Origin of the sequence: Massilia rhizosphaerae, from assembly GCF_016093545.1 — a bacterium.
Taxonomy (GTDB): Bacteria; Pseudomonadota; Gammaproteobacteria; order Burkholderiales; family Burkholderiaceae_D; genus Telluria; species Telluria rhizosphaerae.
In genome coordinates this window covers 112,953-127,060 of the sequence record NZ_JADKYX010000002.1, presented here as the reverse complement: position 1 = coordinate 127,060, position 14,108 = coordinate 112,953, and the positions used below count along the sequence as shown (strand labels likewise).

Annotated in this window: 11 protein-coding genes and 1 pseudogene; 9 read left to right on the top strand and 3 right to left on the bottom strand. The window is 63.4% G+C overall.

Annotation, left to right across the window (positions count from 1 at the left end; translation table 11 throughout):
* The first annotated feature begins 13 nt into the window (after window positions 1-13).
* From ISF28_RS03585 to ISF28_RS03575, 3 genes are read left to right on the top strand one after another with little or no spacing between them, the layout of a single operon-like run.
* Entirely contained in the window at window positions 14-1,741 is a 1,728-nt protein-coding gene (locus ISF28_RS03585; RefSeq protein WP_198115787.1) for an esterase/lipase family protein, read from the top strand.
* Entirely contained in the window at window positions 1,738-3,081 is a 1,344-nt protein-coding gene (locus tag ISF28_RS03580; protein WP_229518861.1) for a T6SS immunity protein Tli4 family protein, read from the top strand. The genes ISF28_RS03585 and ISF28_RS03580 overlap by 4 nt, the downstream gene beginning before the upstream one ends.
* Window positions 3,082-3,085: 4 nt before the next feature.
* Window positions 3,086-3,352 carry a PAAR domain-containing protein gene (locus ISF28_RS03575; RefSeq protein WP_198115786.1) on the top strand — a complete coding sequence of 89 codons (267 nt, stop codon included), beginning with the start codon at window positions 3,086-3,088 and terminating at the stop codon, window positions 3,350-3,352.
* A 47-nt stretch (window positions 3,353-3,399) separates the two neighbouring features.
* Here the strand turns inward: ISF28_RS03575 and ISF28_RS30855 are convergent, their stop codons facing one another.
* Window positions 3,400-3,528 (bottom strand): hypothetical protein, encoded by a 129-nt coding sequence (locus ISF28_RS30855; RefSeq protein WP_267876940.1) that lies wholly within the window; start codon window positions 3,526-3,528, stop codon window positions 3,400-3,402.
* On the opposite strand from ISF28_RS30855, the pseudogene ISF28_RS03570 reads away from it, so the two are divergent.
* Window positions 3,527-4,456, top strand: a pseudogene (locus ISF28_RS03570) (T6SS immunity protein Tli4 family protein). The gene ISF28_RS30855 and the pseudogene ISF28_RS03570 sit on opposite strands and share 2 nt — an antisense overlap.
* Window positions 4,457-4,465: 9 nt before the next feature.
* Here the strand turns inward: ISF28_RS03570 and ISF28_RS03565 are convergent.
* On the bottom strand, window positions 4,466-4,774 hold the full coding sequence (locus ISF28_RS03565) for a hypothetical protein (RefSeq protein ID WP_198115785.1): 309 nt from the start codon (window positions 4,772-4,774) through the stop codon (window positions 4,466-4,468).
* Window positions 4,775-4,845: 71 nt separating this feature from the next.
* On the opposite strand from ISF28_RS03565, the gene pgeF reads away from it, so the two are divergent.
* From pgeF to ISF28_RS03540, 5 genes are all read left to right on the top strand, one after another.
* Entirely contained in the window at window positions 4,846-5,526 is a 681-nt protein-coding gene (pgeF, locus tag ISF28_RS03560; RefSeq protein ID WP_198115784.1) for a peptidoglycan editing factor PgeF, read from the top strand.
* A 173-nt stretch (window positions 5,527-5,699) separates the two neighbouring features.
* Complete coding sequence (locus tag ISF28_RS03555; protein WP_198115783.1) at window positions 5,700-6,971, top strand: glycosyltransferase family 4 protein; 1,272 nt, start codon at window positions 5,700-5,702, stop codon at window positions 6,969-6,971.
* Complete coding sequence (locus tag ISF28_RS03550) at window positions 6,968-8,029, top strand: glycosyltransferase (protein ID WP_198115782.1); 1,062 nt, start codon at window positions 6,968-6,970, stop codon at window positions 8,027-8,029. Before ISF28_RS03555 ends, ISF28_RS03550 begins: the two co-directional genes overlap by 4 nt.
* A gap of 715 nt (window positions 8,030-8,744) precedes the next feature.
* Window positions 8,745-10,067 carry a histone H1-like repetitive region-containing protein gene (locus ISF28_RS03545; RefSeq protein ID WP_198115781.1) on the top strand — a complete coding sequence of 441 codons (1,323 nt, stop codon included), beginning with the start codon at window positions 8,745-8,747 and terminating at the stop codon, window positions 10,065-10,067.
* 75 nt (window positions 10,068-10,142) lie between these two features.
* Window positions 10,143-10,670 (top strand): YggT family protein, encoded by a 528-nt coding sequence (locus ISF28_RS03540; RefSeq protein WP_370663385.1) that lies wholly within the window; start codon window positions 10,143-10,145, stop codon window positions 10,668-10,670.
* A gap of 13 nt (window positions 10,671-10,683) precedes the next feature.
* Here ISF28_RS03540 and ISF28_RS03535 read toward each other — a convergent pair whose 3' ends face one another.
* Window positions 10,684-13,971 carry a ligand-binding sensor domain-containing diguanylate cyclase gene (locus ISF28_RS03535; RefSeq protein WP_229518891.1) on the bottom strand — a complete coding sequence of 1,096 codons (3,288 nt, stop codon included), beginning with the start codon at window positions 13,969-13,971 and terminating at the stop codon, window positions 10,684-10,686.
* Between the last annotated feature and the right edge of the window lie 137 nt (window positions 13,972-14,108).

Below are 14,108 nucleotides of genomic sequence, written 5' to 3'. Positions count from 1 at the left end.
GAAAGAGTAAAGCATGAGTGAATCCGATACCGCCACCCGCCTGGTCGGCACCGGCTGGGATGAACAAGGGAACGATACGGCGCAGTCTGTCCTGACTGGCACCAATCTGAAAGTCCGGGCGTTGTGCTTGACGACGCCGGACCTCGTCGTGCCCATTTTGTTCGTGCCGGGCATTATGGGGACGCGTCTCAAGATTAAAAATCAACCGAAAGGCTTGGCATGGTGCCCGCCGGAGAGTAATTGGGATGGCCTTGTCCTGGTGCTCAGGTATCTCACCAAGTCCGCCGCCGACCGGCAAAAGGTGCTCGATCCGAACAATACCGAAGTGGACGATAACGGCCCGGCTTACCCCGATGAGTCCAGCAAAGCCCTGCTGGCGATTGCCCCGGGCGCCACCGATGCTGAGCGCGCCAAATGGCGGGGCTGGGGACAACTGTATGGCAAGAGCTATGCCGAGATTCTTACTTTGCTCGAGCGGAGCCTGGCACTCGTATTCGACCCGGCCAGTCAGGGCAAGGAACTCACGCCAACCTGGAAATCGCTGGTGATGGAGCGTCAGGACGCCGCCAAGCTGGGCGCGCAAAAACCGTTTACACCATTGGAAGAAGAGCATTTGCGTGATGCCGCTGACGTGCTGTATCCGGTGCACGGCGTCGGATACAACTGGCTGCGAAGTAATAAAGAATCCGGAGAAAGGCTCACGCAGGAGATCGAGCGCATCACAGCCCATTACCGGAGCAAAGGGAAGACCTGCGAAAAAGTCATCATCGTCACGCACAGCATGGGCGGTCTCGTCGCGCGGGCGTGCGCTCAAATGCCCGGTATGGCGGACCGCATCCTAGGCATCGTGCACGGCGTGATGCCCGCGATTGGCGCCCCGGCAACTTATAAGCGTATCCGCGCCGGTTTCGAAAATGTCGAACAAATTCTATTAGGCCGGAACGCGGCGGAATGCACGGCGGTCATGGCCAATGCGCCGGGGCCGCTGGAGCTGTTGCCCACTGCTCAATATAAAACGCAATCCGATAAAGGAACGCGGCACTGGCTGCGTGCAAGTTACATCAAGACGAACATGCAGGGTGTGCGGGAAGAGGTTGAGACGTTGCTGGGGGACGGTGATCCTTATGCGGATATTTATTTCAATAATAGCGACAGCTGGTGGAAGTTGATAAAGGAAGACTTGATCGATCCGGCGGGTAAAAGGGAGAGGGAAGAGGCCAGGCGAAAGGGAGGAGACCTAGTGGGGGACGACGACCTTAATTCAGATTTTAAAAAATTTAAAACAAACATGATAGCTGCACGCGAGCTCCATGATTTAATTGAAGAGAAATATCACTCGCATACCTATGCCTATTACGCCGCAGATTGTGAAAAATTAGCCTGGAATGAGGTGCATTGGAAAAGCAAGGCCGCAGTCAATGGCGATCTTAAAAATGCCCAACTTGCAGATGATGATTTCAATGGTACCGTATCTCTAGCTTTCAAAGAAAACGACAAATATCAGTTTGAACTTGAAAAGGCGAAAGGCCCAGGCGATGGCACCGTGCCTGCCGAATCTGGCTTCGCTCCCACGCCGCATGCTGTTCAGATCTTCCGTCATGAGGGTAAGGCAAAAGGACATGAGAGTTACGATCATCAAAACTCATATAAAGCAAAAGTTGCACAATCGGTAACGTTGTACTCGATCGTTAAGATCGTGGCGGACTCCAGCTGGTTGCAACAGAGCTTATCCAAGCAATGAAATTTCCATTTTTGTTGTCTTTTGCCCTCGCGGCGATATTATGTGGAACATTCAATTTTTCCATGGCTGCGTCCAATAATCTTGAAAAATCTACTATGAAGAATCAAAACGCCTACATGGAGAATGTTGAAAAAAAGACCACCTTTTGCATGGGTAGATTTCTAATCGATCTTCCAGCTGGATCAAAGCTTAGTGGGGGTAATTACAAATACGACTTTATTAAACTAGAGCCAAGCAAGCCCGCATCCTTCGACGATTTTGAAAAAGAAGTGGAAAAGATTGAATCTGATCTTAAGCTGGCGGAGCATAAATATACCAAGAAGAGCATGTTGTTGAAGTCTGTTCGGCTAGATAAAAACACCAAGTTATTGGCGGCATGGAAAACTAATTTCAGCACAGCAGAGATCACTATTTTCGGGTATCGTTGGGATGGTGGCAATCGTTTTCTATTTCAAAGAGATGTCGATGACGATAAATTGGAGCCAGGTATGAGTCGGGTGCAGGACGCTATCACACGATTGCGCTCTCGTGCTGATAACGATATTCCTACGGAGCCCGGCTATTGCTTTGTAGGCGGCTTTATCGCTAACCCCCGCTGGCGCAACGAAGAGATCAGCCTCGATATCGACATTGCTGGTCATCCTGATGCATTTGTATCGGTCTGGATCTATCCGCTTGCCAGCTACAAGCATGACAAGCCGCTGCTCGAGCGCATGGGAGGAATCACTCAAATCTTAGGCAATCTCGCCACGTCAGTGCACGTATTGCGCCAAGGCGATCGGCAAGTTGGTTCATACAAAGGACAGGAGCATTTAGCCTCAGCTCCCAACAGTGGAGGCATGCGGGGGCACGCTTTTGTCTGGGAAACGCAGGGCGAAGGTACCTTAGAAACCCCTGCTATCAAAATCGAATTGACGACGGGTCATCAGGATGACAAAGGCAATCCGCAAAAAACCAGTCTGACGGATAAAGAGGCCATGAAACTATGGGATGACATCCTTAACAGCTTCCGCTTGCGTCCTACCGGAGACTCTATAAAGACGGGCGAGGTCATCCTTGAGCCTTCGCCGCGCCTGCCGCTCGGCGAACTTGCCGCAACCGGACGTGCATGTCCGCAGACGGGTTGGTGGCAAGCCAGCGAAGCCGGCGAGATCGAAGGCGGTGCGCGTCAGTATTTTCGGGCCGGAGAGACGATGCCGCAGGTAACCACGCTTGGCGAATCGTCCTTGTGGCAAAAGCTCAAGGGTGCGCGGCCGTCTTATCGTACGGCGACGGTGTGGAAACTGGTCGATTACGATGAGGCGCCCGCTTACGCGCCGTCGAGCCACGACAAAGGGTAAAGCGATGCGCAACGTGATTCGTCTTGGCGATCCCACGTCGCACGGCGGCAAGGTCGTGAGCGTAAGCGCCCATCATTTTACGGTCGACGGCATTCCGGTCGCCCGCGTTGGGGATGTGTGCAGCTGCCCGATATCGGGTCACACCATCTGCACGATTGCCGAAGGCGATCCGCATCACGTCATCGACGGCGTCGCGGTCGCCTATGAGGGGCATAAAACGACGTGTGGCGCGTCGCTCATTGCCACGACAGGTAATTTCAGCGGGCAATAACCCGACCTCGTCTCATCCGACTACGTCACCACCGGCATCATGACGTTTTATAGATCGCTCTCTTCCGCTCTCGCGGTAGCTGTCTGCTCGGGCCTCGCCGCCTGCACGGCCTTGTCCAACAATGCTTCGCGTAATGCCAAAGCTGCGCCGTCTTCGGCCACATCCACCTTTTGCATGGGACGCTTCCTGATCGACGTGCCTGCGGGGTCAACACTTAGTGGCGGCGGCTACAAATACGACTTCATCCGTATCGAACCGGTCAAAGCCATGACCCGGGAAGAGTTTGAAGCGGAAGTGGACGGGTTTGAATCGACGCTCGGATCTGCTGTTAACAAGAAGACCAAGCGAAGCATGTTGCTTCAGTCTGTTCACCCGGGGAAATCCACGAGGATTGTCGCATCATGGAAAGTAGATGTGAGTACGGCCCTGATCAGCATTTCTGGTTACCGTTGGATCAACGGGAGCACGTTTGTACTCGAAGATGATGTTGGGAGGAGCGAACAGGAATTCGGCGTGAATCGAATGCGTGACGCCCTGTCCCGCCTACGCCCACGCGCCGACACCGATATTCCCACCGAACCTGGCTACTGCTTCGCAGGCGGCTTCATCGCCAATCCCGAGTGGGAAAACGAAGAGGCCAGCCTGGACATTGACATCGCCGGTCACCCCGACGCATTCATATCGGTCTGGATCCATCCGCTCGCCAGTCACAAGCACGACAGGCCTCTATTAGAACGGATGGGCGGCATGGTGCAGTTCCTCGGCAACCTCGTCACGTCGGTCCGCGTGCTGCGCAAAGGCGACCGGCAGGTCGGATAGTACCCGGGCCAGGAACACCTGGCCTCCGCACCCGGCAGCAATGGCATGCGCGGTCACGCCTTCGTGTGGGAGACGCAGGGCGACGGTACGCTGGACACGCCCGCCATCAAGATCGAACTGACGACCGGCTACCACGACGGCAAGGGGAACCAGCAGCCAACGAGCCTCACTGATAAAGAGGCGATGAAGCTGTGGGACGACATCCTCGACAGCTTCCGGTTGCGTCCTCTCGGCCAGCCGGCATCCGCAGCCGGAAGAACGCATTCGCCGTCAGGCGCTCCGTGAGCGGGGCGTTCACCATCCGTTCGGGGGCGTGGAAGTGCCCCGAGTGGAATACCTCACCCCTGTCGAAATCGCCAGGTCGTAGCGCGGCTCGATCGTCAGCACCTTCTTGAAGTGGAGATTCGACGCGATCGCGAAGGTCGGCCGCACGCCCGGCCTCGCCATCGCCGCTTGTTCGCGGAGTTTCAGGTCGGCCGCGTCCCGGAAATGCGCGCGGTTGTTCGCCGCATGGCCGACCAGGGCTTCCGCTTCCAGCATGAAGTCGTCGATGACGACGCGCGGGCGCGGATTGAGCAGGGGAAGCACGATGGCCTCAGGCATGGCGAGGCGTCCGTGGCACGACGCCATGCTATGCTGCCGCCACTTCGACACCTCGACCTCCGCAGTCCGCCATGCTCACCAGCCCGCTCCTCGACCATCCTGCCATCGTGCACGGCTTCGGCACGCGACACGACGACATGGCCGCGCTGCTGCCCGGCTACTGGCCGCGCCGTCCCGTCCAGCACGAACGCCACGGCACCCGCATCGCCGTCGTGACCCGGGAGAACGAGGATTGCGGCGAGGCGGACGGCATGTTCACGGACCGTCCCGGACTGCTGCTGGCGATCGCCACCGCCGACTGCGTGCCGGTGCTGCTGGCGCGGCGCGACGGGCGCGAAGTGGCGGCGCTGCACGCGGGATGGCGCGGCGCGCTGGCCGGCATCGTCGACGCGTTCGCGGACCTCGTGCGCGCGCGCGGCGGCGATCCCGGCGACTGGATCGCGGCGACCGGCCCGGCCGCGCACGCGTGCTGCTACGAAGTGGGCCAGGACGTGATCGATGCATTCGTCGAGCGCTGGGACCTCGCGCCCGACTTCGTCGCACCGCGTCCGCGCCGGCTCGACCTGCCCGCCATCGTGCGCCGCCAGCTCGATCGCGCCGGCATGGAGGCCGTGGCGGGCAGAGGCGAGTGCACGATGTGCCACGCGCGCGCCGGTGGCCGCTGGACCTTTCACAGCTACCGCCGCGACCGCGCCACACGCACGCCCGTGGTCGATGTGCACTGGTCGGCGATCGCGATCGCCGACCGCTAGACCGCGCGCGCGGACCATTCATTCGTACCTTCGACGACACGTTGATGCTGTCTTGCGTGGTCCAACGCACGCATTCGTCACGATTTTGCACGTGCGTCGCGCCATTCGGTGAAGTCTGAGGCTATCATGCGTTCAATTCCAACTTGTCGTCGTCGTCACGCGAACCGAACGTCATGATCCGAGTCCTCTTCATTCACCAGAATCTGCCGGGCCAGTTCCGCCGGCTGATGCGGTATCTGCAGACGCGGCCCGACTATGAAGTCGTCGCGATCGGCGAAGAGACTGCGGTGCGGCGGGAGCCGGCGGGGCCCAAGCTGCGCGCGATCGGCTATGCCAGGCCGGACGGCCCGGGCGAGAAGACCCATCACTATCTGCGCCATTTCGAAGGGTGCGTGCGCCGCGGCCAGGCCGTCGCGCGCGTTTGCGTCGCCTTGCAGCAGGAGGGCTTCGTGCCCGACGTCGTCGCCTGCCACCCGGGCTGGGGCGAGGCCCTGTTCGTCAAGGACGTGTTTCCGCACGCGCGCCTCGTCGTGTTCTGCGAGTTCTGGTGGGCCGCGAACGGGGTGGACGTCGGCTTCGATCCCGAATATCCGGTAAGCCTCGACGACCGCCTGCGCATCCGCATCAAGAACTCCGTGCTGATGCAGTCGCTGCTGGCGGCGGACGACGGCGTCGCGCCCACGGCCTGGCAGCGCGGCGTGCATCCGCCCGAGCTGCGCGGCAAGATTCGCGAGGTCCACGAAGGCATCGACGCACAGCAGCTCGGCCCCGACCCGCACGCGCGGCTCGCCCTCCCAGGCGGCGCCGTGCTCACGCGCGGAGAGCCCGTGCTGACGTTCGTCGCGCGCAACCTCGAACCTTACCGCGGCTTCCACGTCTTCATGCGCAGCTTGCCGCGCCTGCTGGCCGGGAATCCGGCGTTGCAGGTCGTCGTCATCGGCGGCGACGGCGTCAGCTACGGCCGCCGTCCGCCGCAAGGCCACGCGAGCTACCGCGCGGCGCTCACGGCCGAGCTGGATGGGCGCGGCGAGACCGTCGACTGGTCGCGCGTGCACTTCCTCGGCAAGGTGCCATATGCCGTCTACCGCAGCGCGCTGCAGGTCGCGAGCCTGCATGTGTACCTGACGTATCCGTTCGTGCTGTCCTGGTCGATGCTGGAAGCGATGGCCGTCGGCGTGCCGGTGCTGGGGTCGGATACCGCGCCGGTGCGGGAAGTGATCCGCGACGGCGAGAACGGCTTTCTCACGCCGTTCTTCGACGTGGCGGCGCTGGCCGACCGCGCGCTCGACCTCATCGCGCGGCGTCACGAGATCGCGCCCGTCGGCCTGGCCGGCCGCGCGACGGTGCTTGCGCGCTACGATTTCGAAACGGTGGCCTTGCCGGTCTACCTCGACCTGCTCCAGCCGCTGCCCGACGTCCGGCCCGTGGACGAGGAGGCCGCATGACGGACCGCTTCGCATTCCACTACGCCCCCGACGGCTACTCCACGGCCGGTCCGCGCCTGATGGGACGCCAGGCCGCCGGCGCGCGCCGCTACAGCCTGTGCGGCATCACGCACACGACGGCCAGCCACGCGGTGATGACGAGCCTCGCGCACCCGCTCGTGGCGCCCGCGCGCAGCTGGGATGCCGTGATCTGCACGTCGCGCGTCGTGCGCGACAGCGTGCGCCGCGTGCTGGAGCGCCAGGCCGAGTACCTCGGCGCCCAGCGCTTCGAGCTGCCGCAGCTGCCCCTGATCCCGCTCGGCGTGCACGCGGCCGACTTCGACATCGAAGGCGCCCGCCGCGATACCGTGTTGCCGTGCATCGTCAGCGACTGGAACGGTTACCGCGACACCGTGCGCGACGGCGTGGACGGCTATCGCATCCCGACCGTGATGCCCGATGCGGGCGCCGGCCTTGATCTCGCGCAGCGTTACGACGATGGTGCCGATAGCTACGACGCGTACTGCGGTCATACGAGCCAGGCGGTCGCGCTGGACGGCGCGGCGCTCGCGCAGGCGTGTGCGCGCCTCGCCGGCGACGCGGGGCTGCGGCGCGAGCTGGGCGAGAACGGGCGCCAGCGTGTGCGCGCGGAATTCGGCTGGGCCGTCGTGTTCGAGCGTTACCGCGCGTTGTGGCGCGAGCTCGACGAACGGCGCCGCGCCGATGCGCAACTGGGACCGGCGCTGCCGGCGGCCGTGCCGGACCGGCTCGATCCGTTCGAGTTGTTCGCCTCGTACCCGTCGATGCGGATCACGCCGACGGCGATGGTCGAACTCGCGCCCGACGCGTCGCTCGCGCTGTTGCGCCAGTACCGCGAACTCGCGATCAACCGCTTCGCGCACGCGTCGCTGCCGACGCTGGAAGAGTTCGGACAGATCTTCGGGGCGATCGGATCGCGTCCCATGCAGGTCGACGAGCTGCTCGACGCGCTCGGACCGTGCGACCGGCCGACTTTGCTGCGCGGACTCGCGTGGCTGTGCAAGATGGACTTGCTGCGCATCGGCGCGGCGGAGGAGTAATTTCGCATAACGCCTTTAAATAAAGGGGTTATGAGAAATGGAAGTAAGTAATGCGCATCGATTTGCGCGCTTGTTTTTGGAGACCGAGCAGAACGAGGAAGGAATCAAACGTTATCGCAGCGATCGTTTCGGTTGATGCAATCGCTGGTTCGCCCTATAAAAGACATGAAAAATACTGTGTGCGGGTTGCGCACTGACAAGGTTTTCGTGTACTTTACGTGATTGAATTTGTCAAAACGTGAAGACGCCGATTTTCGGAACGTCGAACGGGAAACAAACCGATCAAAAATGGGACGCTGATTCATTCAGTATGCACGTAAGCTTAGCGAAAAGAACAAGCCGCATTGCCTGATAAATGTCGGGCATGGCGGCTTTTTCTTTTCGCGGACCCTACGGGCTGCGATGTGGACAGCGCACTGAGCCATCGGACTTTAGTCGTTTCGGTCGTCGGCGACGACGATAGCTGGAGTGCGGCGGAGGTCGAGCAGTCCCGATTGCATCTACTGTATGAAAACACAGTATAGCGCAAATCGGGAATGAATGCCCGGAAGTTTTACGGGTTTTATCGAATCGCCGCGGCAGTTCGGCTGTGCCGGATTCATTGACGCAAACATAGCGTTTGCGCCGATGAATAATTCGCCCGACCAAGCAGACCGGGTTGGACGGGTTCAAACCATGTAGCGTAATTTCTCATCGCAGAGAAGGAGAACAGAAAATGGCAACCGCCGCGAAAAAACCAGCAGCAAAGTCGGCTGCAAAAGCCGCCACCAAACCGGCCGCAAAGGCAGCAGCAGAAAAACCGGCAACCAAGGCAGTAGCCGCTAAAGCCGCAAAAGCCGCCGCCAAACCGGCAGCGAAAAAAGCCGCTGCAACTAAAGCACCGGCAACCAAAGCCGCCGCAACCAAGGCCGCCGCCAAACCGGCAGCAAAGAAAGCCGCAGCAACCAAGACCGCAGCCACCAAGTCGGCCGCAACCAAGACCGCCGCCAAGTCGACCGCCGCCAAACCGGCAGCCAAGAAGACTGCAGCCAAGTCGGCCACCGCCGCCAAGCCGGCAGCCAAGAAGACTGCCGCCAAGTCGACCGCCGCCGCCAAACCGGCAGCCAAGAAGACTGCAGCCAAGTCGGCCACCGCCGCCAAGCCGGCAGCCAAGAAGACTGCAGCCAAGTCGACCGCCGCCGCCAAACCGGCAGCCAAGAAGACTGCAGCCAAGTCGGCCGCCGCCGCCAAGCCGGCAGCCAAGAAAACTGCAGCCAAGTCGACCGCCGCCGCCAAACCGGCAGCCAAGAAGACTGCTGCCAAGTCGACCGCCGCCGCCAAACCGGCAGCCAAGAAGACTGCAGCCAAGTCGGCCACCGCCGCCAAACCGGCAGCCAAGAAGACTGCGGCCAAGTCGACCGCCGCCGCCAAACCGGCAGCCAAGAAGACTGCAGCCAAGTCGACCGCCGCCGCCAAACCGGCTGCGAAGAAAGCTGCTGCAGGCAAGACCGCTGCCAAGCCGGCCGCCGCCGCCAAACCGGCTGCGAAGAAAGCTGCTGCAGGCAAGACCGCCGCCAAGTCGACCGCCGCCGCCAAGCCGGCTGCGAAGAAGGCCGCCGCAGGCAAGACCGCTGCCAAGCCGGCCGTGACCAAAGCTGCCGCGACCAAGACCGCCGCCAAGCCTGCCGCGACCAAGCCGGCCGCGCCGAAAGCCGCTGCGACCAAGGCCGCCGCCAAGCCGGCTGCCGCCAAGCCTGCCGCGACCAAGACCGCTGCCAAGGCCGCCGCTCCCGCCGCCAAAAGCGCCGAAGCCAAGCCGGCCGTGAAGAAAGCCGCCGCCAAGCCGGCCGCCAAGAAGACCGCAGCGAAGGCCGAAGCCAAGCCGGAAGCCAAGGCCGAGCCGAAGGCTGAAGCGAAGGCCGAAACCAAGGCCGAAGCGAAGCCGGAAGCCAAGACCGACGGCAAGGACAGCGCCGCCCAGGCAGCCGCTCCGGCGCCTGCCGCCAAGTCGGTGATCGCTCCGGCAGCATGGCCGTTCCCGACGAGCAGCCGTCCGTAAGCCATTCCTGCCTGGTTCAGGCAAAATACCGCTGTGTGAGCTTTCACACAGCGGTTTTTTTTTCAAGGAGTCCTTGTGCTGCCCATTCTTAAATTGATCGTCGATACCGCGGCAGGTGTGCTGGGTGGCGTCTTGCTGCTGCGTTTCTGGATGCAGGTGACCCGCGTGCGTCCGCCGGCTTCCGTCGCGCAATTTACGTTCACGTTGTCCGATTGGCTCGTGCGTCCGCTGCGCCGCGTCGTGCCGGGCATGGGCGGCTACGATTGGGCCAGCCTGCTCGGCGCCTTCCTCGTCGTGCTGGCGGCCACGTCGATCCTGATGCTGGCCGGGACGAGCGGCCAGGCCGTCGTGCTGATCGCGTTGTTCCGCCTGCTCGACTGGATCCTGTACGGTCTCATGGGCCTGTTGATCATCGAAGTGATCTTCAGCTGGGTCAACCCGCACGCGCCGCTGGCGCCGTTCGTCCAGGCGCTCAACGACCCGCTGCTGCGGCCACTGCGCCGCGTGATCCCACCCGTCGGCGGCCTCGATCTGACGGTGCTGGTGGCGCTGATCCTCATCCAGATCGCGCAATTCCTGCTGCGCCAGATGTTCTACATCTGAGCCCGCCCAGCGCTCAGTGCGGCGCCGCGTCTTCCCAGACGGGCGCGCCGCCGATCGACGTCTTCATGACCGCCTTGCCGGCATCCAGCGCGCGCTGCGGACGGGCGACCAAATCCTCGAAGCCCAGCTCGGCACCCGCGGCGAGATAGAGGCCCATCCAGCCATTGCGCTGCAGCCGTTTGACCTGGTACAGGCAGCGGTCGGCGATGTCGATCACCTGCTCGACGCTGAACCGTGTCGGTTCGCCCGGATCGAACGGGAAGCACGCGAAGCCGATCGAGCAAGTCTTGTGCAGCGTGCGGCCCTGGTCCAGCGCGAACGGGTGGCTTGCCACGGCGGACCGGAAACGCTCGGCGATCTCGGGCGCCTGCGCGCGGTCGGCGAAGCGGCTCACCACGAGGAATTCTTCGCCGCCCCAGCGCAGCACCATGTCGCCCTCGCGGCAGGCCTGGCGCAGGATGGCGGCCATCTGCACCAGCACGGCGTCGCCATTGGCGTGGCCATAAGTGTCGTTGACCGCCTTGAAGTGGTCCACGTCCATGATGAAGAACAGCAGGTCTTGCTCGCCGGGCCCGAGCGCCGACTCGTCGTCGCTGCGGCGCTGGTAGGCGCGCATCGCCATCGCGCTGTCGGCCCCGATGCACTTGGACAGGTAGCGCCGATTGTTCAGGCCGGTGAGCGGGTCCGACAGGCTGATGTCTTCCAGCTTGCGGTTGAGGCTTTCCAGGTCGGCATTCTTTTCGGCCAGTTCTTGCGTGCGCTCCTGCACCTTGTGCTCGAGCATGCTGTTGATCTCGAGTTGGCGCTGCACCTTGCGGCGTTGCGAGCGCACGAAGCCGGCCGCCGCGCCCAGGGCCAGCAGGCCGTACAGCGTCCAGGCCCACCAGGTTTGCCACGGCGGCGGCAGCACGTGGATGCGCAGCAGCGTCGGATGCTCGTTCCACACGCCGGCGTCGTTGCTGGCCTTGACCATGAAGGTGTAGTCGCCGGCATCGAGGTTCGTGTAGGTGGCCGAGCGCCGGCCGCCCACCTCGTTCCAGTCGCGGTCGAAGCCCGCCAGGCGGTAGGCGTACCGGTTCTTCGCCGGGTTGCGGTAGCCGAGCGCGGCATATTCGATCGTGAACATCGACTGGTGGTAGTCGAGCGTGATGTCGCGCGTCTGTTCGATCGCCTGTTGCAGCGGCGAGTCCGGGGCGCCGACCGCGACCGGCTTGTTAAAGATCTGGAAGTCGCGCAGCACGACCGGCGGCGCGTAGCGGTTGCTCGTCACGCCGTCCGGGGCGAAGCGGGTATAGCCCTGGGTGCCGCCGAACGCCAATTCGCCCGAGCGCAGCTTGAGCGCGGCGCCGATGTTGAACTGGTTGCCCTGCACGCCGTCGTCGCGCGTGAAGGTGCGCACCTGTGCGCTGGCCGGGTCGAATTCCGCCAGGCCGTTGAGCGTGCCCAGCCACAGGCGGCCTTCGGCGTCGCCCACGATCGACACCACCGCGTCGCTGGGCAAGCCGTCCTGCCGGCCGTAACGCCGGGCCTGGCCGGTGGCCGGATCGAAACGGTCGAGCCCGCCGCCGCGCGTGCCGAGCCAGAGGATGCCGTCGGGCGCCGGGTAGACCGCCAGCACGTTGTCGGCGGAAATGCTGTGCACGTCGCCGGCGCGGTGCCGGTAGTGGGTGAAGCGGCCGCTGGCGGGGTCCAGGCGGTCCAGGCCGTCGCCGGTGCCGAGCCACAGCCGGCCCTGGCGGTCCTCGTTGATGGCCCACACCAGCGACGAGCCGATGCCCGTGCCAGCGTCCTTTCCCGGCTGCGGCAGGAAGCGGGTGAAGGTGTCCTTGTCGCGCTCGTAGCGGTCGAGGCCGCCGCCGACGGTGCCGATCCACAGCCGGTCGGCGCTGTCGTCGAACACGCGCCAGGTGTTGTTGTTGCTGATGGTGGTCGGGTAACGGTAGTCGACGAAATAGGCGCCCGCCTTGCCGCTGCGCGGATCGAACCGGTCCAGGCCGCCTTCCCAGGTGCCGAGCCACAGCGTGCCCTGGCGATCCTCGGCGATCGACAGGATGGCGTCGGCGCTCAGGCTGCCGGGCCGGTGCGGGTCGTGCCGATAGGTGGTCATGCGGCCGCTGTGCGCGTCGAGCTTGTCGAGGCCGCCGCCATCCGTGCCGAACCACAGGTTGCCGGCGCTGTCTTCGTGCAGCGACAGCACGGAGCCCTGGCTCAGGCCGCCTTCGTGCTTGCCGAAGGAGTGAAACGCGAGCGTACCCGTGTTCAAGAAGCTGATCCCGCTCGGGAATGTGCCGACCCAGACGTCGCCGTTATTGTCCTGGAAGATGCTGCGCGCATTGCCGCTCGGGAGCGCGCGCCGCTCGGCCTCGTTGGCCTTCAGGTGGACGAAGGTGTCGGCGCCCGGCTGCAGCACGTCCACGCCGACCGCCGTACCTATCCACAGGGCGCCGTCGCGGTCCCGCATGACGGTGGCGACGTAGTTGTCGACGATGCTGCCGGGCCGCTGCTCGTCGTGCACATGGCGCGTGAATTTGCCGGTATGCGAGTCGAAGGCGTCGACGCCGCCGCCCGCGGTGCCCAGCCACAAGCGGCCGTGCACGGGGTCTTCGGTCAGGCTCGTCACGACGTTGTGGCTCAGGGCGTCCGGCGCGGCGCTCGCCTGGAAATTTTTGAATGCATGGCTGGCGGGATCGAACCGGACGAGGCCGGCGCCATCGGTCCCGATCCAGATCGTGCCCTGCTGGTCCACCAGCAAGGCCTTGACCTGGTCGGCGTTGAGCGCGCCGTTGCGGTAGGTCGTGAAGCCGGTCCGGTCGGGGTCGAGCCGCGCGAGACCGCCGTAGGTGCCGATCCAGAGCGTGCCGGCACGGTCGCGCGCGAGGGCGCGCACGGTGTTGTTCACCAGGCTGCGGCGCTGGCCGTCGATGTGCTGGAAGCGGGAAAAGCGCTTGCGGGCACGGTCGAACCGGTTCAGGCCCCCATCGGTGGCCACCCACAGGTCGCCCCGGCCGTCCTCCGCGATGGCCCACACCGCGTTGCTGCTGATGGTGCCGTCGTCGGCCGGCTGGTTGTGGAAGACTTCGAAGGCATAGCCGTCGAAGCGCGCCAGGCCGTCGGTGCCGCCCAGCCATATATAGCCCTCGTGGTCCTGGAACACCGTGTTGACGGCGCCCACGGTCGCGCCATCTTCCGCCAGCCGGACGACGAACTGGCTGTCGGGCGACGGCGCCACCGCCAGGCACGGCGTTCCCGCGCACAGCAGGGTGAAGGCGCAGATCCAGCGCCGGAACACGGTCGTCTTCATCACGTGGCAACATTCGGGAGAGCCGCCCGCGCGCAAGTACGACAGGCATCTGGATGCTATCGCACGGTGGTGCGATAATGCAAGATAATTTGCCTTCGGGAAATAATTGCAACACTCGCGCGCGGCGGGCCGCAAAA

Bases quoted from the DNA above. Each gene is read 5' to 3' on its own strand.
- ISF28_RS03585 (WP_198115787.1), top strand. From the start codon at position 14: ATGAGTGAATCCGATACCGCCACCCGCCTGGTCGGCACCGGCTGGGAT.
- ISF28_RS03580 (WP_229518861.1), top strand. From the start codon at position 1,738: ATGAAATTTCCATTTTTGTTGTCTTTTGCCCTCGCGGCGATATTATGT.
- ISF28_RS03575 (WP_198115786.1), top strand. From the start codon at position 3,086: ATGCGCAACGTGATTCGTCTTGGCGATCCCACGTCGCACGGCGGCAAG.
- ISF28_RS30855 (WP_267876940.1), bottom strand. From the start codon at position 3,528: ATGCAAAAGGTGGATGTGGCCGAAGACGGCGCAGCTTTGGCATTACGC.
- ISF28_RS03565 (WP_198115785.1), bottom strand. From the start codon at position 4,774: ATGCCTGAGGCCATCGTGCTTCCCCTGCTCAATCCGCGCCCGCGCGTC.
- pgeF (WP_198115784.1), top strand. From the start codon at position 4,846: ATGCTCACCAGCCCGCTCCTCGACCATCCTGCCATCGTGCACGGCTTC.
- ISF28_RS03555 (WP_198115783.1), top strand. From the start codon at position 5,700: ATGATCCGAGTCCTCTTCATTCACCAGAATCTGCCGGGCCAGTTCCGC.
- ISF28_RS03550 (WP_198115782.1), top strand. From the start codon at position 6,968: ATGACGGACCGCTTCGCATTCCACTACGCCCCCGACGGCTACTCCACG.
- ISF28_RS03545 (WP_198115781.1), top strand. From the start codon at position 8,745: ATGGCAACCGCCGCGAAAAAACCAGCAGCAAAGTCGGCTGCAAAAGCC.
- ISF28_RS03535 (WP_229518891.1), bottom strand. From the start codon at position 13,971: ATGAAGACGACCGTGTTCCGGCGCTGGATCTGCGCCTTCACCCTGCTG.